Below are 19638 nucleotides of genomic sequence, written 5' to 3' on the forward strand. Positions count from 1 at the left end.
TTTTTATGTTTCTGAACCGCTTCTATTTATCTGATTTAAATATAAATTTTGAAAAAATTAATGATAAACATTCATTCAGAAAGAGTTTTAATACGTCCTATTCATTCCAAAGATGCTTTAGAAGTTTTCTCGTATAGGTCAAATTTTGAAGTGAATAAGTATCAAAACTGGATTCCTTCAACTATGAAAGAAGTGAAGCGTTTTATTGATAAAAATCCAAATACTTTCAATGAACCCCATACTTGGTTTCAGTTAGTTATAGAGAAAAAAGATACTCAAGAAGTAATAGGAGATATTGGAGTACATTTTGAAGACCCACAGAATCTTCAATGCGAGTTAGGGTGTACTATAAATGAAAAATATCAGCATCAAGGTTTTGCATCAGAGGCCTTAAAAGCATTAATTAATCACTTGTTTCATCATTTAAATAAGCATAGAGTCAAAGCTTCAGTAGATCCTAGAAATGCAAAATCTATTCGGTTAATGGATCGCTTAAAGTTTAGAAAAGAAGCTCATTTTAAGGAGAGTCTATATTTTCGTGACGCTTGGGTTGACGATGTTATATATGTTATTCTTCAAAAAGAATGGAAAGTAATTGAATTCAAAAAATAAAAAATCCGCATTTAGCGGATTTTTTATTTCAAATATTTTAAACTTATTCCTGTTGTGAAGAATTAATTGTAATCGCTTCAGATCTAAATTTATTTTTCCCAAAATCAAGCGTTCTAATTGGGAAAGGAATATTGATGTCTTCCTCGTTGTAAGCTTTTTTAATCGCAAGGATAGCTTTGTGTGTGTGAAGTAGAATATCTCTCTGTTTAGTTACATCTGCCCAGAATCTTACTACGTAATTTATAGAGCTATCACCAAAACTTTGATAAGCAAACTCTATTTGTTCACCATTATTTTGTTTGAATATTTTTGCAATAGCGTCGATAGTTATTTTTTCAACTTTTTCGAGGTCACTTTCATAACCTACACCACAATTAACCATTATCCTAGATCTTGGGGTTCTACTAAAGTTTTTAAAAGAATCTTCGGCTATTTTGGAATTGGGAATAATTATATGATTATTATCCGATTGTTTGATAACAATATTTCGCAGATTAACTTCTAAAACTTCTCCAGCATATCCATTGGTTTCAATCCAATCACCAATTTGTAGTTCGGGTAAGAAACTAAGAATAACTCCGCTAAAAGTATTATTTAAAGTTCCCTGTAAAGCAAGACCTACAGCAAGACCAATTACCCCAGCTGCCCCTAAAATTGTGGTAAGTAACTTATCTAGATTAAGAACGCTAAGCGCTATAAAAAAGCCTATTGCGATTATAATTAGATTAAATACTCTAGTAGTTATTCCTCTAACGGAATGCTGCATGTTTCTTCTCAACAATAATTTATCAAGAAATTTGGTTACGTATTTAGCAACAAATACAAAAGCGATAAAAACTAAAACAGCCAAAATAAAATTGGGTAGATTCAAGACAATAGAATCTACCCAATTAGATAATTTATCCCAAATTCCACTTATGGCTTTGGTAATATCAAATACTTCTTCTTTCATGAATATCTATGATTAAGACTTGATTTCTTTATGAGTGTCTTTTGTTTTCATAGACCAAGCATCTAACATCCAGCTTGTTTTTTCTAATTCTCTAATATAAGCACCAATAAGATCTATGGTTCCTTCATCTCCTGCTTTATCTGCTGTTTCAACAACATTAGACATTTGTGAAAGAATCTTGCTGTGATCACCCAATAGTTCTTTTACCATTTCTTTATCAGACTTATCTGAATTAGATTCCTTTAAGTTAGATAGCTTTAAATAATCAGAAAAATTACTGGTTGGTTCGTATCTTAAAGTCAATATTCTTTCAGCTATTTCATCTATTTTAAGCATAGCGTCATCGTACATTTCTTCAAACTTTTCATGTAAATAGAAAAAGCTTTGACCAACAATATTCCAGTGATAATTTCTTAATTTTTGGTAGTAAAGATGATAATCTGCTAGTAAAATGTTTAGCTGTTCTACCGTTTTATTTGTTGTTTCTTTATCGAGGTTTAAATACTTCATAATAGTTTTTGTTTATAATATTTTTTATTTCAATACAAAAATACAATAGTTAATGGTTTTAATTTCTATTAAAAACTGACTTTAATATAATTTTAACCCACGCTTAAGGTTGAGTAATACGTAATTTTTCAAGAATTTCTTTAGAAATTTGTCCGCTATAAGCTCCATAAGCATCGGTGAGTAAGCCTTTCTTATTATTTGAGGTTGTTATAGCATATAAGATAGAATTATCATCAGGATTACTCATTCCTTCAAATCTTAATACTTTATCAACTTCAAATTCTTTTGCTGTAAATTTCTCTCTATCTTTTTTATTTTCTAGGTATTCATCAATAAGGTTAAAATCTAAAGTGTAACCTTCTTCTAATTTCAATTTATTGATAGCCTGAGATAATGTCCCGTAATCTTTCATGGTTAATTGGTTTTGTTTAGGTTCAATTTAATAGGAAACTCAGAAACTTTCAAGTTTTGTAATGGGTTTAGTATAAGTTTAACTCACTTAAGTATTTAAATAAAAAAACCCAACAATAAATGTTGGGTTTCGAGTGGTTATAAAATTGGTTGGTTAGTTGGGCATTAGCTATTAAGCATTACTGGCATTACTAGCATAGTTACTTTTTCGCCTTCATCTAAACCGTCTTTTGGAGTTAGAATACCAGCTCTATTAGGAAGGCTCATTTCTAATTGAACCTCGTTTGCGTTAAGGTTGTTGAGCATTTCGGTTAAGAAACGTGAGTTAAACCCAATTTGCATATCGTCCCCTTGATAATCACAAGTTAAACGCTCTTCTGCTTTATTATTGTAATCGATATCTTCGGCTGAAATATTTAATTCAGCTCCAGCTATTTTGAGTTTTACTTGATGAGTAGTTTTATTAGAAAAAATAGAAACACGTCTTACAGAACTTAAAAATTGACTTCTATCTATTACTAATTTATTAGGGTTTTCTTTTGGGATAACAGCTTCGTAGTTAGGATATTTCCCATCAATTAACCTACAAATCAATTGAGTTTCATCAAAAGAAAATTTAGCGTTAGAGTCATTATATTCAATTAAAACATCACTATCGCTTCCTGCTAAAATAGCCTTTAATAAGGTTAAAGGTTTTTTAGGCATAATGTATTCTGCCGTTTGTGTAGCAGTAACATCTTCTCTCGTGTACTTAACTAATTTGTGAGCATCTGTCGCCACAAATGTTAAACCTTCTGTAGAGAATTGAAAGAACACTCCGCTCATTACCGGTCTTAAATCATCATTACCAGATGCAAAAATCGTTTTGCTAATTGCGGTAGATAAAACCTCTGCAGGAACGATGGTTTTGCTAGGATCGTCTAATTCAACCGCATTCGGGAATTCTTCCCCATCAGCGTAAGCTAAAGCATATTTACCGTGACTAGAGCTTAATTCTAAAGTTCCATTTTCTTCAATAATAAAAGTAAGTGGTTGTTCAGGAAAAGTCTTTAAGGTATCTAAAAGCAATTTTGCAGGAACGGCTATTTTTCCGTTAGAATCAGAATCTACTTCTAAGACTGCAGACATGGTAGTCTCTAAATCTGAAGCAGAAACCTTAAGTTGGTTTTCATTTAATTCAAACAAAAAGTTATCTAAAATAGGTAACGTATTGCTGTTATTGATAACACCTCCTAAAATTTGAAGTTGTTTTAATAAATATGAACTTGATACTATAAATTTCATGTGAATGCAATTGAAAATTTAAAACATCTACAAATATATTTTATTAACTGAACAAATGCCATCATGCGCCCTATTTTTATTAACAGAAATACCCACAAATATTGTATAACTTTTAGAATTGAAAAATTGCACCTACTTATAGAACATTTAGAATAATATTTTTAATTACTTTTGCTTACTAGAATACCGAATTTCTTTCTTACACATGAGTCAAAAAATCTTACTTAACGCCAAAGAGATAGAAATTATCTTGCATAGGCTTGCCTGTCAATTGTTAGAAAAACACTTAGATTTTTCTGAAACAGTTCTTGTAGGTATTCAGCCAAGAGGTGTATTTTTAGCAGATAGAATTCAAAAGATATTAAAAGAAAATTACGGTTTACCCGATGTAAAAGTTGGTAAGCTAGATATTACTTTTTATAGAGATGACTTTAGAAGAAGTGATAAACCTCTAGAAGCTAATAAGACGAAGATAGAATTTTTGGTAGAAGATAAGCGAGTAGTATTTATAGATGACGTGCTTTATACAGGTAGAAGTATAAGAGCAGCTTTAACAGCTATACAATCTTTTGGACGTCCTAAAGAAATTGAATTGCTAACTCTTATCGATAGAAGATTTAGCAGACATTTACCCATCCAGTCTGATTATAACGGACGACAAGTAGATGCTATTAATGAAGAAAGGGTATTGGTAAACTGGACAGAAAACGCTAGTGAAGACAGTGTTTACCTTGTAAAAAAATAAAATTTATGAGTGAATTAAGTGTAAACCACTTATTAGGAATTAAATATCTTAAAGCAGAAGATATAGACTTAATTTTTAAGACGGCAGATCATTTTAAAGAAGTGATTAACCGCCCCATAAAAAAAGTTCCTTCGCTTAGAGATATAACTATAGCCAATCTATTTTTTGAAAATAGTACCCGAACAAGACTTTCTTTTGAGTTGGCCGAAAAACGCTTAAGCGCAGATATCGTGAACTTTTCTGCGGCATCTTCTTCCGTAAAGAAAGGAGAAACACTTATAGATACCGTAAATAATATCCTATCTATGAAAGTAGATATGGTAGTAATGAGACATCCCAATCCAGGTGCTGCAGTATTTTTATCTCAACATGTAGATGCAAAAATAATAAACGCGGGAGACGGGGCTCACGAACATCCTACCCAGGCTTTATTAGACTCTTATTCTATAAGAGAAAAGTTAGGAGATGTAAAAGGTAAGAAAGTTGTGATTGTTGGTGATATTCTTCATAGTAGAGTGGCATTGAGTAATATTTTTGCACTTCAATTACAAGGTGCAGAAGTTAAAGTATGCGGACCAAAGACTTTAATTCCCAAACATATTGAAGAATTAGGAGTAGAGGTAGAAACTAACCTTATTAAGGCTTTAGAGTGGTGCGATGTGGCAAATATGTTACGTGTGCAGAATGAACGTATGGATATGACCTACTTCCCAAGCACTCGAGAATACACACAACAATACGGAGTAAATAAAAAAATATTAAATCAATTAGGTAAGGAAATCGTAATTATGCATCCTGGCCCCATTAACAGAGGAGTTGAAATTACCAGTGATGTAGCCGATTCAAAAAATGCTATTATTCTAGATCAAGTTGAAAATGGAGTAGCTATTAGAATGGCAGTTATTTACCTCTTGGCATCCAAAATTTAATACCCATGAAATTAATAGAAAAAGATTTTTATATCATTGTGGAAGATGAAAAAGATGATGTGAAACAATTTGCATCATTTTTGGAAAGCACGGGTTATGAGAATATAAAAGATAAAAATGTAGTTGTAGATATCCAAAAATACGGAGAATTACAGTTACCTGAATTGCTTTCATTCTTATCACTTTCTAATAAGCATCGTTCTAGCAAACATTCTTTCGTATTGGTAAATGATACGATTATGATAGACGAAGTGCCAGTTGAACTTATTGTGGTGCCAACCTTGTTAGAGGCAGCAGATATAATTCAAATGGAAGAAATAGAACGCGACTTAGAAGCGTTTTAAAACCTAAAATTTCCATTGATGGAAGTCATTATTCTCGGCTGTTATTCTGCCACTCCACGTACGTTCAATCATCCAACCTCTCAGGTTCTAAACATTGCTAATCACTTATTTTTAATTGATTGCGGAGAGGGGACTCAGGTTGAGTTGAGAAGACATCGCGTAAAATTTTCACGAATCAAGCATGTATTTATTTCTCATCTGCATGGAGATCATTTTTTTGGCCTTATCGGACTTATTTCTACTTTTAGCTTATTAGGCCGAGAAACTGATTTGCATATTTATGGCCCAAAGGGAATTAAAGAAATAATTACCCTTCAGTTAAAACTCTCTAAAGCTTGGACGAGTTACGGCTTATATTTTCATGAACTAACTAGCAAGTCTCCCCAAGTAATTTTTGAAGATGATAAAGTAAGTGTAGAAACTATTCCTTTAGATCATCGAGTATATACTAATGGATTTCTGTTTAAAGAAAAAGAAGGAGATCGCAAATTACTAATGAATGAGGTGCTTAATTACGACATAGATAAAGCTTATTATAGAAGTATTAAAAAAGGGAAAGATGTAATCTTAGATGATGGTACTGTTATAGAAAATAAGTTGCTTACGGGACCTCCGCCACCTACTAAAAGTTATGCATTTTGTAGTGATACAGCTTATTTGCCATCTATTACAGAACAAATTAAAAAAGTTACCGCCTTGTACCACGAATCTACTTTTTTAGAATCTCACGTGCATTTATGTAAATCTACCAAACACTCTACAGCAAAACAAGCAGCACAAATTGCCAGTCAAGCTGAAGCAAAACAACTTATACTAGGTCATTATTCCACTCGCTACGATAATATTAATTTATTTAAAGAAGAGGCAAAGGCTTGTTTTGAGAATGTGGTTTTAGCAGAAGATGGAAAAACTATTTCTTTCGATTAATTTATTGCTAAACTTTTAAAATTCTCTTTTTCCCTAAGCTAGATTCTTGTAAATTGCAGTATGGAAAAAGACTTGCAAAACTATCGTAAATCTTACGAAAAATCAGAACTCAGACTTGATCAACTTCATCGAGATCCTATTTTACTTTTTAAAGATTGGTTTATAGAAGTAGAAAAAGCACAATTAGTAGATGAAGTAAATGCTATGAATATAAGTACGGTTGGGGAAGACGGTTTTCCTAAAACACGTATAGTATTGCTTAAAAAGTTTTCTAAAGACGGCTTTGTTTTTTATACTAACTATAAAAGTGAGAAAGGTTTAGCTATAGAAAAACATCCTAAAGTATGCCTATCTTTTTTTTGGCCTGCAGCCGAAAGACAAGTTATTGTTAAAGGAATTGTAGAAAAAACTTCGCAAGAGCAATCGAGTAATTATTTTGCTTCTCGCCCTAAAGGCAGTCAAATGGGAGCAATTGTTTCTCCGCAAAGTCAGCCAATTCCTAATAGGGAGTTTTTAGAAGAAAAGTTAAGCGAATTACAAAAAGAAGAAAGCGAACTTAAGCGCCCAGAGCATTGGGGTGGTTATATTGTAAAACCTCATGAAATTGAGTTTTGGCAAGGAAGAGCTAATAGGCTTCACGATAGATTTTTATATACCTTAGATTCAAAAACTAATGATTGGAATATCGTTCGTTTAGCACCATAATTTATGAAAACACTTATCTTAGTAAGACACGGAAAATCATCTTGGAAAAATGATTTACCAGATCATGAGCGTCCGCTTAAAAAGAGAGCTTTCAAGGATGCTAATCTGGTTATAAATGCCCTTAAGCTTCAAAAACAATATCACCCAAGAGTTTTTTCAAGTAGCGCGGTAAGAGCTTTAACTACTGCGCGATTATTTAAGGATGCTATACAAATTCCAGAAGATCAATTTTCAGTAAAAAAAGAACTTTATACATTTGAAGAGGAGGATTTATTAAGTTTTGTTAGAAACTGTGATGATCATATAGAAACGCTCATGCTTTTTGGTCATAATCCCGCTATGACGAATTTAATTAATGATTTAGGAGATGAATATTTAGATAATTTGCCTACTACAGGATTAGTAATTTTGCAATTTAATACCACTTCTTGGAAAGATATAAAAGCAGGAAAAACCTTATTAAAATTATTCCCGAAGACTTTTAGGTAATGCAACATAAAAATACATACAATAATAGAGAGATTAGTTGGTTGCAGTTTAATGCAAGAGTTTTGCAAGAAGCCGCAGATGAGAGTGTACCGTTAATTGAACGATTACGATTTCTCGGAATTTTCTCTAATAACCTCGATGAGTTTTTTAAGGTTCGATATGCTACGGTAAAGCGTATTACTCAAGCAGGAAAAGGAGCTAGAAAAGCCCTTGGCGGAATTACTGCAGGGAAACTTTTAAAGCAAATAACACAGATTGTCATAGATCAACAATCTCGCAGTTTAGAAATATTACATGATATTCAACGAGAACTAACAGATCACAATATCTTTATAATCCGTGAAAACGAGGTAACCGATCAACAAGCGCAATTCTTAAAAGATTATTTTCTACAAAAAATAAGTCCGGCTCTAGTCACAATTTTACTCAATGATCTAGAGGAGATTCCGCGCTTAAAAGATAGTGCGGCATATTTGGCTGTGAAGATGATTTTAAATACCCAACATAACGGAAAGGTAGATGAAAAGCAGTACATTCTTATAGAGATACCTAGGGGAATTGATCGTTTTGTAGAAATTCCTTCAGAAGACGACAAGAAATACATTATAATTCTAGATGATCTCATTAGATATAACTTACAAAGTATCTTCAATATTTTTGATTACAAAAGTATTTCGGCTCATATGATTAAAATCACCCGTGATGCCGAATTAGATATGGCGGGGGATTTAAGTAAAAGTTATATAGAAAAACTATTGTCTAGTGTAAAAGATAGAATTGAAGGTCAGCCTGTAAGATTTGTATACGATAAAAACATTGAGCCAGATACCTTACACTTTTTACTATCAAAAATGGGGATTGATGATTCAGATAGTTTAATTCCTGGTGGGCGATACCATAATCGAAGAGATTATATGAAATTCCCAAGCCTGGGAGCTAAGAATTTGTTATACAAAAAATACAGTCCGCTTCCCGTTAAAGGCTTAAGCTTACAAGGAAGTTTGTTACAAAAAATTGCCGAAAAAGATTATTTACAATATACACCCTATCATACCTTTTCCTACACAGTAAAATTTTTGAGAGAAGCTGCTTTAGATCCTAAAGTGCAAACTATTAAAATTACAATTTACCGTCTAGCGGAAATTTCACATATCGCAAGTTCGCTTATCAATGCCGTTAAAAATGGAAAAAGTGTCACCGTTTCGATTGAGTTAAGAGCACGTTTTGATGAAGCAAATAATATTCGCTATGCAGAGCAAATGCAACAAGAAGGCGTGAAACTTATTTTTGGTGTACCTGGGCTTAAAGTCCATTGTAAAGCTTGTGTAATTGAACGTTTAGAAAATAAAAAATTAAAAAAATACGGCTTTATAAGTACCGGGAATTTTAACGAAAATACCGCAAAGCTATATACAGATTATACTTTGTTTACGGCAAATTCTTCTATATTAAAGGAAGTAAATAAAGTGTTTGATTTTTTTGAAATTAATTATAAAATCAATAAGTACAAGCATCTTATTGTTTCCCCACATTACTCTAGATCTACTTTTGAGAGTTTGATCAATACCGAAATAAAAAATGCCAAACAAAATCTACCTAGTGGAATTCGTTTAAAGCTTAATAGTCTTTCAGATTACAAGCTTATTGATAAGCTTTATGAAGCAAGTAGAGCAGGAGTTAAAATTAAATTGATTGTTAGAGGTATTTGTTGTTTAATTCCTGGAGTGGAAGGAATGAGCGAAAATATTGAAGCTATAAGTATTATAGATAAGCATTTAGAGCATCCTAGGCTATTTATTTTTGAAAATGCAGGAGAACAGAAAATATATATTTCTTCAGCCGATTGGATGACAAGAAATGTGGACTATCGAGTAGAAATTTCATGTCCTATATATCAAGAAGATATTCAAGAAGAGTTGGTAAAAACCTTTGAAATTAGTTGGAACGATAATGTAAAAGCAAGATGTTTTTCAAGTGAAACTGAAAATGCTTATATAAAAAATGACCAACCCAAGTTAAGAAGTCAGTTTGCTACTTACGATTATTATTTAGAAAATTTAGCTAAGAATTAAAAGACAGAACATACGTGTTAATTATTAAAAAATATGCAGCAATCGATATAGGCTCTAATGCCGTTAGATTGTTAATTTCTACCATTACAGAACCAGAAGATAAAGATCCAACGTTCAAAAAAACCTCACTCGTTCGAGTTCCCATAAGGTTAGGAGAAGATGTTTTTGTAAACGGTAAAATCTCTGCATTTAATATGATGCGTATGCGAGATACCATGAAAGCCTTTAATTTGCTTATGAAATCTCATCAAATAGAGCGTTATAAAGCTTGTGCAACATCAGCCATGCGAGACGCTAAGAACGGACAAGAATTAGCAAAAATTGTCAAAGAAGAATCAAGTATAGACATTGAAATTATAGATGGTGAGCATGAAGCAGCTATCATTGCGGCGACAGATTTGCATACACTTATTCAGGATGATAAAACATATCTTTATGTAGATGTAGGAGGAGGTAGTACCGAGTTTACGCTTTACGCGGAAGGTAAAACGATAGCGTCAAAATCTTTTAAATTAGGAACTGTTCGTATTCTTAACGATATGATTGAACCTAATATATGGGAAGAAGTTGAAGCTTGGATTAAAAAAGAAACAAAAAATTATACTAAGATATCACTTATAGGTTCTGGAGGAAATATCAATAATATTTTTAAAAGTAGTGGAAAAAAAATGGGAAAACCTTTGTCCTATTTTTATCTGAGCTCTTATTATCAATTGCTTAATTCCCTCACCTACGAAGAAAGAATATCGCAGCTAAATCTAAATACCGATAGAGCCGATGTTATTATCCCAGCCACCAAAATTTACCTTTCTGCGATGAAGTGGAGTCGAGCAAGGAAAGTATATGTTCCTAAAATTGGACTTTCAGATGGAATTATAAAATCACTTTATAATGACGAAAAGGCAAAGGAGTGATTAACCGTGAATACTTTCTTTTTTGCTCAAATCTTGCATGATTTTAGCTTCGTACTCTAATAGAGATTGCCATTTTTCGTCTACCTGTTCACGGTCTCCATATTGGCGTGCAAAATTGAGAAACATAGTGTAATGATTAGCTTCACTAATCATTAGCTTTTTATAAAAAATACGTAAATCTTTATCGTTTAATTCTTCCGATAATAGTTTAAATCTTTCGCAACTTCTGGCTTCAATTAATGCAGCATATAACAGTCGATGTACCATTTGGTCAATTCTGCTTCCGCCTTTAGGGAAAAATTTGAGCAATTGTAGAACATACTCATCCTTACGATCCCTTCCCATTTCATAGCCACGTTTTAAAAGTTCCTCATGCACCATTTTAAAATGACTCATTTCTTCTTGTACTAAATCTATCATAGCTTGAGTAAGCTCTGTGAATTCAGGGAAACTTACAATTAAAGAAATAGCTGTAGAAGCTGCTTTTTGCTCACAATAAGCGTGATCAATTAAAATTTCTTTTAAGTTTTTTTCAGCAATATTTACCCAACGAGGATCTGTAGGAAGTTTTAAACCAAGCATCATTTTATATCTAAATCAAAGGTTTTACGTAGTTTTTCGAGCATAGGATTCTTTTCGGCCATTTTATCAAATTTTTCTCTTCCTGTAAAAGCATATTTCTTTGCAACCGCTTCATTTACATCAATTTCAAGATCGACGTAAGAATTGTTTAGTCGCTTTCTTAAATATTTAATGACAGGACCTTTTGCTCTTTCTAATTCTACTTTCATGGTAGAATTTGGCAATGTGATGTTGAAAATCTTATTTTTTATTACAGGTGTATCTGTATCTAATATAGAAGCTAATATTTTCTGTCCGTTTTTTTGAAGTCTTTGTACATATTCATTCCAGGCAGCTAAAGCTTGCGTTTCAGTAAAGTTTTCGTCTAATTTTACCTCCTCTTTGGCGACTTTTTCTTTCTTTTGGGCTTCTATTTCTTTTTTACGTTGAATACTTTTTATAGAAAGACCAGAGGTTTTTTTCTTTAGAGTTTTCGCTTCCGCGGAAGCGTTAACAGGAGGAGCTTTTTCTTCTACAAGAGCGGGCTCAGTATTCTTTGTATTATTGGTAGCATTTTTAGGGTGCTCATTAGTGACAATGACTTCTTTAGAGGCCGGAGTAATGGAAACAAAGTTCTTGGCAGGAATTATAAAGTGCTTAGACTTTTTTTTTTCTCCATCGAAAGTGATGGAGGCCAATTGCATTAAGCAAAGTTCGACGAGTAAACGTTGATTTTTACTCGAACGATATTTAAGATCACATTCATTGGCGAGTTCTATAGCTTGCAGTAAGAAACTCTGACTCGCTTTTTGTGATTGCTCAAAATATTTCGCTTTAGTTTCTTCTCCAACTTCTAACAAGGCGATAGTAGATTGGTCTTTACAAACTAATAAGTCTCTAAAGTGTGAAGCTAAGCCGGCAATAAAGTGATTTCCGTCAAATCCTTTTGCTAAAATCTCATTAAACTGAATAAGAAGTTCTGGAATTTTATTTTCTAAAATATAGTTTGTAGAAGTAAAATAGACTTCGTAATCTAAAACATTTAGATTCTCTGTGACCGCTTCTCGTGTAAGCTTATTCCCAGAAAAACTAATTACCCTATCATAGATAGAAAGGGCATCTCGCATAGCACCATCTGCTTTTTGCGCAATAATATGTAATGCATCATCTTCTGCTTCTACACCTTCATTTTTAGCAATTCCAGATAAATATTCTTTAGCATCACTTACTGTAATTCTTTTGAAATCAAAAATTTGACATCTAGAAAGAATAGTAGGTATGATTTTATGCTTCTCTGTAGTTGCTAAGATAAAAATAGCGTGTTTTGGAGGTTCTTCTAATGTTTTTAAAAAAGCATTAAAAGCCGATGAAGAAAGCATGTGTACCTCATCTATAATATATACCTTATAAGACCCTACCTGTGGCGGGATTCTTACTTGATCTATTAAATTACGAATATCATCTACCGAATTATTAGATGCAGCATCTAATTCAAAAATATTAAAAGCAAAATCCTCTTGCTTATTTTCGGTAGCTTGTTGATTAATTTTTTTTGCTAATATTCTAGCACAAGTTGTTTTTCCAACTCCTCTAGGACCTGTAAATAAAAGTGCTTGTGCTAAATGGTTATTTTTTATAGCATTTTCTAACGTATTGGTAATAGCCTTTTGGCCAACTACATCGGCAAAAGTTTCGGGTCTATATTTTCTGGCAGATACTATAAAATGTTCCATCGCTTACAAAGATAAAAATAGGGGGGTGAATTTACTTATAAGTGGAGTGTTTTTTTTATTGGAGTTATTCACAATTTTCAATTGGGAAAAACTATATTTGCTGTCTAAGCAGACCGCCTTATCGCTCTATTTATAGAGAGGAAAGTCCGGACACCACAGAGAAGCATAGCGGCTAACAGCCGCCAATATCATTTTTGGTATTAGGACAAGTGCAGCAGAAAGAATGTACAGGTAATGCTGTAGTGAAACCAGGTAAACTCTATGCGGTGCAATGTCATGTAAACCAATGTTTGAGGGTGCTCGCCCGATGTTGGAGGGTAGGCAGCTAGAGGTTTTTGGCAACAAAAACCCCAGATAAATGATAAGGGCCTTTTAGGTACAGAATCCGGCTTATAGGTCTGCTTTTTTTAAATTGTTTCTTCCACCCAATTTATAGCACTTTCAATTTCCATAAACACATTAAAAGGTTTATTGTAAAATCTTTTTTCATATAGAGCCATATCTTTTTGACTTTGACTTTTGCAAACTATAGCAAATGCAGATAGATTTTTATATTGCGCGGTTGTGTAATAGGTAAGCGGATTTATAGAGTAGGCATTTACGCGATTTGCTATATAACCGAATTTTGTATTGGGATAGTATTTGTCAAATAAATCGCTAAACCAATCTATATGTTCATGATCTAGGGCAAGACCTTCTGTAATAGTAGATATTGCGTAAGATTCGTAAATTTCTATAGTGGTAATTTCATTAGAAATTACAGTTATGGGTGAAGTGCGAGACATCTTTTTTATTTAGAGAAGAATGAAAAGACAGATCCCCCGTAACGTCTTTCTTCCGTAAAATAGGTGTGGTTCTTTAAATGTACAGTGTGTTTTGAGTGTTCTATGATTAGAACTCCGTCTTCTTCTAAAAAATCGTTTTCAAAAACCAGTTGGACGATTTTTTCAAAAAGTTCCTCAGAAAAATCGTAAGGAGGGTCAGCAAAAATTAGATCGAACTTTGTATTTACTTTTTCTAAATATTTAAATACATCACTTTTAATAGTATTTACAGATCCTTCTAACTCTTGTGAAGTTTCTTTAATGAATTTTACACAACCGTAATGTTGATCTACAGCGGTGATATTTTGAGTGCCCCTAGAGATAAATTCATACGTGATATTCCCAGATCCTGAAAACAAATCTAATACCGAAATATCTTGAAAATGAATCCGGTTATTCAAAATATTAAAAAGACCTTCTTTTGCAATATCTGTAGTAGGACGAATAGGTAGCTTCTTTGGAGCTATTATTCTTTTACTTTTATATTTTCCAGAGATAATGCGCATTAAAATTGACTTATTAAAAGGTTATGTCTTTGAGTGTCTATGGTTAAATTTTCCGATAAGGAAATAGAAGAATACTCTTCTGCGAAAAATTCTATGTGTTGAATGTATGTAGAGAGTATTTTAAAGTTTTGATCTTCTTCTTCTATATTTCCACTTAAAAATACGGGAATATTTAATGGGTCTAACTCTAATTGCTCTAAAACAAATAACAGGTAATAAATAAAATCTTCTTTAGTTTGATAATTAAAACTATTAGCTAATTGTAATTTTCCATCTTTAAAAACTATGGTATGAAAATGAGTGGAGTATACATTTAGCAAAACCTTATTTTCTAGATCCTCTTTTTTAAATAGGTCAATTAATGTCGAACTTATATGTTTAAAAGAGAATTCTCCAAAAATTTCAAATAAGTAATTATTGATATTAGTATAGGGAATATAAACATTTTTAGCTGAAATAGATTCCACATTGTCGAAAGTCACATAGTCTGTAGCTAATATTTTGGTATTAAACTTTAGGTAATCTGTTAAGTTCTTTTCGGAAAAAAAAGCATCTGGGACTAACGTATATAAGGTGTTAGAGTAAAAAACTTCTAGTTCTTCTATAGTTTCTTTTTCTTTGAGAAATGAAAACTCTAAGATGGTTTTAATTTCTTTAAGTAGGTTTTCTGGCGTTTGTTTAGAGAGAAAAGACTTGTGTTTAAAGTCTAATACGGTATGGGTGTCTTTATTTCCTTTACAAAAAGAAAATCCATCCTGAGTTATCAGGATGGATAATTTAATTTTTATAGGTTGACTGTTATTGGTCGTTTGCTCCATAAACTTGTGGCCAGTTACCGTTGGTGTTAATCTCGGTCATAGAACCAATTTGAATGTATTCACCATTTACACCATCTACAGATATAACCTGCTTTTCTTGCATTAATAGATCTTTATCTAAGTCACTTAAAATAACGTCCTTAGAAACCTTTACCTCAAATACAGAGATTTCTGTATCGTTCTTATTAATTTTTCCAGACTCAATTTCAAACTTGGCTTTCTTATCGGTTGTAGGGACGTACATCATTTCCTTATAACGAGAAGAGTTTTTGAAGATAGAATCTTTTACAGGTACATATCCTAAAGTATCAACAATAGTTTTACTCTTATATTGATCTACACCGTAAGTCTTTTTGTATTCTTCGTCTAATATAGTAGTATCTCTACGTTGAGTTACTGTATATTCAGCTGTATCAATAAATTTAATTAAATTATCAAAGTCCCCTGCAAAAACACCAGTTACTTGCTTGTGAGCAAGTTGTGCTTTTCTAATATCCTTAAGTTTATCAATTACTTTTTGGTAACGAGCTTCTTTAACTTTATTAAATTCAATTGGTTCATAAACTGCGTTAAAAGTTAAATAACCTAAAACACCAATAACAATCCAAAGTAGTAATTGAATTACAAGTTTCATAGTTTAATATTTATGATTTATAGTATCTACGCAAATCTACAATTTTTTTTTGTTCGTAAAAGTTTCAAAAGATAAAAATGCGTCTTTATATTTGATTTTTTTATATTCTTCCATTATGACTTCACAAGAATTATACCGTTTACTAAAAGAACAGTTTTCTTTTCAACCTACCTTACATCAAGATATCGCTCTTCAAAAACTATCTCTTTTTTTGACGGAAGATAGTAAAGATAATATGTTTATCTTGAAAGGATATGCAGGTACGGGAAAGACTACTATTATTGGTACTATAGTTAAGAACTTATGGAAAATAAAGAAAAGCCCTGTACTTATTGCTCCTACAGGACGTGCTGCTAAGGTAATGAGTAATTACTCTGGTCATCAAGCATTTACTATTCATAAGAAAATTTATTTCCCTAAAAAAAGTGGAGGCGGAGCTAATATTCAATTTACTTTACAACCTAACAAACATAAAAACACTATTTTTATAGTAGATGAAGCTTCTATGATTTCTGATTCTACAGCAGATAAGAAGCTTTTTACGGATGGTTCTTTACTCGATGATCTTATTCAGTATGTGTATGCGGGTCGTAATTGTAAGTTAATATTTATAGGAGATACTGCACAATTACCACCAGTTCATCATAGTTTAAGTCCGGCGTTAGACCCTGAAAAACTTTCTATTAATTATGATAAAGAAGTAGATCAGGTAGAATTAACTGAAGTAATGCGTCAGCAATTAGAAAGCGGAATATTAGTCAATGCAACTTTATTAAGAGAAACGATTAAAAGCAGTTTCTACGACACCTTTAAATTCAAAAATACGGGTGGAGACTTTGTTCGTCTCATAGATGGTTATGAAATCATGGATGCTATTAATGATGCGTACAGTTCTCAAGGACACGAAGAAACAGCCATTGTAGTTATGTCTAATAAAAGAGCAAATATTTACAATGAACAAATACGTTCTCGCATTTTATTCCGCGAAAGCGAAATTGCTGCAGGAGATTATTTAATGGTGGTAAAAAACAATTATTTTTGGATTAAAAATAATAGTGAAGCAGGCTTTATTGCGAATGGTGATATTATTGAAGTCTTAGAAATTTTTGAAATCGTAGAGCTTTACGGATTTAGGTTTGCCGAAGTAAAAGTACAAATGGTCGATTACCCCAAAATGAGCCCTTTTGAAACTGTGGTTATGTTAGATACGCTGACCTCTAATACGCCTTCTTTGCCTTATGAAGAGTCGAATAACTTGTATCAAGAAGTGATGAAAGATTATGCCGATGAGACTTCTAAATACAAGAAGTTTTTAAAGGTAAAAAACAATAAATACTTTAATGCCTTGCAGATAAAATTCAGCTATGCGATGACATGTCATAAATCTCAAGGTGGACAATGGGATACTGTTTTTGTAGAGCAACCTTACCTTAAAGATGGCATTACCGAAGATTACTTACGTTGGTTATACACCGCTTGTACCCGAGCTAAAAAACAGTTGTATTTAATCGGTTTTAAAAACGATTTTTTTGAAGAGGAGAATGAAATACATTAGTAGAAAGAAAAAAAACTTATTTTTGAATCAAACTTTAATATCGTGAGCAAAGAAAAATTGAAAGTAATAGCCATGATTCCTGCACGTTATGCAGCTACTCGTTTTCCTGGTAAATTAATGCAAGATTTAAATGGTAAAACAGTGATTACTAGAACGTATGAGTCTGCATTAAAAACAGGATTATTTGAAGATGTTTTTGTAGTAACTGATAGTCAAATTATATATGATGAGATTATCGCTCAAGGCGGAAAAGCAATTCTAAGTAAAACTGAACATGAATGTGGGAGTGATCGAATTGCTGAAGCTGTAGAAGATATGGATATTGATATTGTTGTCAATGTTCAAGGCGATGAACCATTTACTTCCAAAAGTAGTTTAGAAAAAGTCTTGAAAGTGTTTTATGGTAGTGATGCTCACCAAATTGATTTGGCATCTCTTATGACTCCGTTACACCAAAAGGAGGAAATCGAAAACCCTAATAATGTCAAGGTAATTGTAAACAAAAACAGTTTTGCGCTTTACTTTTCAAGATCTCCTATTCCTTACCACCGAGATAAAGAGGTGGCGGTTACTTATTATAAGCACATTGGTATTTACGCTTTTAGAAAACAAGCGATTTTGGATTTTTACCAATTGCCTATGCTTACTTTAGAAGCTTCGGAAAAAATAGAATGTATTCGATATCTAGAATACGGTAAAAATATTAAAATGGTAGAAAGCGAACCTATGGGAGTGGGTATCGATACACCTGAAGATTTAGAAAAAGCAAAGCAAATTTTAAATAAAAGAGGAGCGTAATATTTATTTTTTTACAGCTTCTTTATATACTTGTAAACATCGTTCACGGGCTTCTTTGTGGTCTACCATCCTTTCTGGATAGTCTTTGGTGTCATATTCTGGAATCCATTGTTTGATGTATTCTTTATCCTTATCAAATTTTTCTAATTGCGATTGCGGATTAAAAATTCTAAAATAGGGCGAGGCATCGACACCACATCCTGCGACCCACTGCCAATTACCAACATTAGAAGACATTTCATAATCTAACAGTTTTTCAGCAAAATAAGCTTCACCCCATCGCCAATCGATTAAAAGATGCTTACAAAGAAAGCTGCCAACTACCATTCGAACTCGATTGTGCATCAACCCAGTTTTGTTGAGCTGTCGCATTCCTGCATCAACCATAGGGTAGCCTGTTTTACCTTTTTTCCATAGCTCAAATTCCTTCTCATTATTCCGCCATTTAATATTGTCATATTTAGATTTAAAAGCATCTGTGACCGTTTCGGGATAATGATAAAGAATTTGCATAAAAAACTCTCTCCAAATAAGTTCATTCCAAAAAGTTTCATTTTCCGCGTTAAGCGCCTTTTTTAATACTTTTCTTATGCTGATCGTACCAAATCTAAGATGCGGACTTAAATTACTAGTACTTTCTTTTGCGGGTAAATTTCTATTGTTTTCATATTCTTGAATAGTGGTTGGAGTTACGTCATATTCAGGGAATTGAATAGAAGATTTTTTAAAATCGATATCGTTTAAAGACAGGTTGGGTAATCTAGTATTTCCTATAAGGTTGGAAAGGTAATCGTTGGTATAATAAATCTTTAAATCATGATATTTAAAAACCTCTTTCCATTTTTTCATATATGGAGTGTAGACGAGGTATGGGGTGTCATCTGATTTTACCACTTCGCTTTTCTCAAAAATCACTTGATCTTTATAGGAGAAGAATTCAATTTCCTTATTTTCTAATAGGTTTTGTATTTGACTATCTCTTTCTTTAGCATATGGCTCATAATCTGTATTTGTAAAAACTGCTTGAATGTCATAATCTTCTAACAATTTCTCAAAAACGTTTATTGGTTTATCGTAAAACATGCCTATTGAACTCTCATAATTTTCTTGTAGTTCTTTACGCATAATTTGTAATTGCTCAAAAATATAGCTTACACGAGCATCGTCATTAGGTAACTCACTTAGGATGTCTTTATCAAAAATAAATACAGGAAGTACAGGATATTCTCCTTTTAAAGCTTGTAGAAACCCTAAATTATCATCGAGTCTTAAATCTCTTCTAAACCAAAAAATAGAAACTTTATTTTTTTTCACA

General features: G+C 32.4%; 22 protein-coding genes and 1 other RNA gene. 12 read left to right on the forward strand and 11 right to left on the reverse strand.

Going from position 1 to position 19638, the window contains the following annotated elements:
* Positions 1 to 60 precede the first annotated feature (60 nt).
* A complete protein-coding gene (locus LX95_RS08200; RefSeq protein WP_111540960.1) occupies positions 61 to 612 on the forward strand; it encodes a GNAT family N-acetyltransferase in 552 nt (183 codons plus the stop codon).
* Between the two features lie 43 nt (positions 613 to 655).
* On the opposite strand, the gene LX95_RS08205 is transcribed toward LX95_RS08200, so the two are convergent.
* From LX95_RS08205 to dnaN, 4 genes are all read right to left on the reverse strand, one after another.
* Positions 656 to 1564, reverse strand: a complete 909-nt coding sequence (locus tag LX95_RS08205; protein WP_111540961.1) for a mechanosensitive ion channel family protein — start codon at positions 1562 to 1564, stop codon at positions 656 to 658.
* Between the two features lie 12 nt (positions 1565 to 1576).
* Positions 1577 to 2074 carry a Dps family protein gene (locus tag LX95_RS08210; protein WP_111540962.1) on the reverse strand — a complete coding sequence of 166 codons (498 nt, stop codon included), beginning with the start codon at positions 2072 to 2074 and terminating at the stop codon, positions 1577 to 1579.
* A 103-nt stretch (positions 2075 to 2177) separates the two neighbouring features.
* The gene (locus LX95_RS08215; RefSeq protein WP_111540963.1) at positions 2178 to 2486 is read right to left on the reverse strand and encodes a phosphoribosylpyrophosphate synthetase; all 309 of its coding nucleotides are present in this window, start codon (positions 2484 to 2486) and stop codon (positions 2178 to 2180) included.
* A gap of 164 nt (positions 2487 to 2650) precedes the next feature.
* Positions 2651 to 3769 carry a DNA polymerase III subunit beta gene (gene dnaN, locus LX95_RS08220; RefSeq protein ID WP_111540964.1) on the reverse strand — a complete coding sequence of 373 codons (1119 nt, stop codon included), beginning with the start codon at positions 3767 to 3769 and terminating at the stop codon, positions 2651 to 2653.
* 205 nt (positions 3770 to 3974) lie between these two features.
* Here dnaN and pyrR point away from each other — a divergent pair, with 205 nt between their 5' ends.
* Genes pyrR through LX95_RS08260 form a run of 8 tightly spaced genes read left to right on the forward strand, consistent with a single transcriptional unit; the run spans position 3975 to position 10894 of the window.
* Complete coding sequence (gene pyrR, locus LX95_RS08225; protein WP_111540965.1) at positions 3975 to 4514, forward strand: bifunctional pyr operon transcriptional regulator/uracil phosphoribosyltransferase PyrR; 540 nt, start codon at positions 3975 to 3977, stop codon at positions 4512 to 4514.
* Positions 4515 to 4519: 5 nt separating this feature from the next.
* Positions 4520 to 5443 (forward strand): aspartate carbamoyltransferase catalytic subunit, encoded by a 924-nt coding sequence (locus LX95_RS08230; protein WP_111540966.1) that lies wholly within the window; start codon positions 4520 to 4522, stop codon positions 5441 to 5443.
* Between the two features lie 5 nt (positions 5444 to 5448).
* On the forward strand, positions 5449 to 5787 hold the full coding sequence (locus tag LX95_RS08235; protein WP_111540967.1) for a ribonuclease Z: 339 nt from the start codon (positions 5449 to 5451) through the stop codon (positions 5785 to 5787).
* Between the two features lie 18 nt (positions 5788 to 5805).
* A complete protein-coding gene (locus LX95_RS08240) occupies positions 5806 to 6714 on the forward strand; it encodes a ribonuclease Z (protein WP_111540968.1) in 909 nt (302 codons plus the stop codon).
* A 60-nt stretch (positions 6715 to 6774) separates the two neighbouring features.
* A complete protein-coding gene (pdxH, locus tag LX95_RS08245) occupies positions 6775 to 7419 on the forward strand; it encodes a pyridoxamine 5'-phosphate oxidase (protein WP_111540969.1) in 645 nt (214 codons plus the stop codon).
* A 3-nt stretch (positions 7420 to 7422) separates the two neighbouring features.
* Positions 7423 to 7908, forward strand: coding sequence for a SixA phosphatase family protein (locus LX95_RS08250; RefSeq protein WP_111540970.1), 486 nt, complete (start codon positions 7423 to 7425; stop codon positions 7906 to 7908).
* Entirely contained in the window at positions 7908 to 9980 is a 2073-nt protein-coding gene (gene ppk1, locus LX95_RS08255) for a polyphosphate kinase 1 (protein WP_111540971.1), read from the forward strand. The genes LX95_RS08250 and ppk1 overlap by 1 nt, the downstream gene beginning before the upstream one ends.
* Before the next feature lie 14 nt (positions 9981 to 9994).
* Positions 9995 to 10894 carry a Ppx/GppA phosphatase family protein gene (locus LX95_RS08260; RefSeq protein ID WP_111540972.1) on the forward strand — a complete coding sequence of 300 codons (900 nt, stop codon included), beginning with the start codon at positions 9995 to 9997 and terminating at the stop codon, positions 10892 to 10894.
* Here the strand turns inward: LX95_RS08260 and miaE are convergent, their stop codons facing one another.
* Positions 10895 to 11476, reverse strand: coding sequence for a tRNA-(ms[2]io[6]A)-hydroxylase (miaE, locus tag LX95_RS08265; RefSeq protein ID WP_111541160.1), 582 nt, complete (start codon positions 11474 to 11476; stop codon positions 10895 to 10897).
* A complete protein-coding gene (gene dnaX / locus LX95_RS08270) occupies positions 11476 to 13188 on the reverse strand; it encodes a DNA polymerase III subunit gamma/tau (RefSeq protein WP_111540973.1) in 1713 nt (570 codons plus the stop codon). Before dnaX ends, miaE begins: the two co-directional genes overlap by 1 nt.
* A gap of 105 nt (positions 13189 to 13293) precedes the next feature.
* On the opposite strand from dnaX, the gene rnpB reads away from it, so the two are divergent.
* Positions 13294 to 13597: RNase P RNA component class A (gene rnpB / locus LX95_RS08275), an RNA gene on the forward strand.
* On the opposite strand, the gene LX95_RS08280 is transcribed toward rnpB, so the two are convergent.
* The 4 genes from LX95_RS08280 to LX95_RS08295 are packed head-to-tail and all read right to left on the reverse strand — an operon-like array spanning position 13596 to position 15970.
* Positions 13596 to 13973 carry a hypothetical protein gene (locus LX95_RS08280; RefSeq protein ID WP_111540974.1) on the reverse strand — a complete coding sequence of 126 codons (378 nt, stop codon included), beginning with the start codon at positions 13971 to 13973 and terminating at the stop codon, positions 13596 to 13598. The genes rnpB and LX95_RS08280 overlap by 2 nt on opposite strands.
* A gap of 5 nt (positions 13974 to 13978) precedes the next feature.
* Positions 13979 to 14518, reverse strand: a complete 540-nt coding sequence (rsmD, locus tag LX95_RS08285) for a 16S rRNA (guanine(966)-N(2))-methyltransferase RsmD (protein ID WP_111540975.1) — start codon at positions 14516 to 14518, stop codon at positions 13979 to 13981.
* Complete coding sequence (locus LX95_RS08290; RefSeq protein WP_111540976.1) at positions 14518 to 15336, reverse strand: DUF3822 family protein; 819 nt, start codon at positions 15334 to 15336, stop codon at positions 14518 to 14520. The genes rsmD and LX95_RS08290 overlap by 1 nt, the downstream gene beginning before the upstream one ends.
* Positions 15317 to 15970, reverse strand: coding sequence for a hypothetical protein (locus LX95_RS08295; protein ID WP_111540977.1), 654 nt, complete (start codon positions 15968 to 15970; stop codon positions 15317 to 15319). The genes LX95_RS08290 and LX95_RS08295 overlap by 20 nt, the downstream gene beginning before the upstream one ends.
* A gap of 115 nt (positions 15971 to 16085) precedes the next feature.
* Between LX95_RS08295 and LX95_RS08300 the strand changes: the two genes are divergently transcribed.
* Positions 16086 to 17525, forward strand: coding sequence for an ATP-dependent DNA helicase (locus tag LX95_RS08300; protein ID WP_111541161.1), 1440 nt, complete (start codon positions 16086 to 16088; stop codon positions 17523 to 17525).
* A gap of 72 nt (positions 17526 to 17597) precedes the next feature.
* Positions 17598 to 18323 (forward strand): 3-deoxy-manno-octulosonate cytidylyltransferase, encoded by a 726-nt coding sequence (kdsB, locus tag LX95_RS08305; RefSeq protein WP_211307654.1) that lies wholly within the window; start codon positions 17598 to 17600, stop codon positions 18321 to 18323.
* 3 nt (positions 18324 to 18326) lie between these two features.
* On the opposite strand, the gene LX95_RS08310 is transcribed toward kdsB, so the two are convergent.
* The gene (locus LX95_RS08310) at positions 18327 to 19637 is read right to left on the reverse strand and encodes a cryptochrome/photolyase family protein (RefSeq protein ID WP_111540978.1); all 1311 of its coding nucleotides are present in this window, start codon (positions 19635 to 19637) and stop codon (positions 18327 to 18329) included.
* Position 19638 lies beyond the last annotated feature (1 nt).

Origin of the sequence: Mesonia algae, assembly GCF_003253545.1 — a bacterium.
Classification (GTDB): Bacteria; Bacteroidota; Bacteroidia; order Flavobacteriales; family Flavobacteriaceae; genus Mesonia; species Mesonia algae.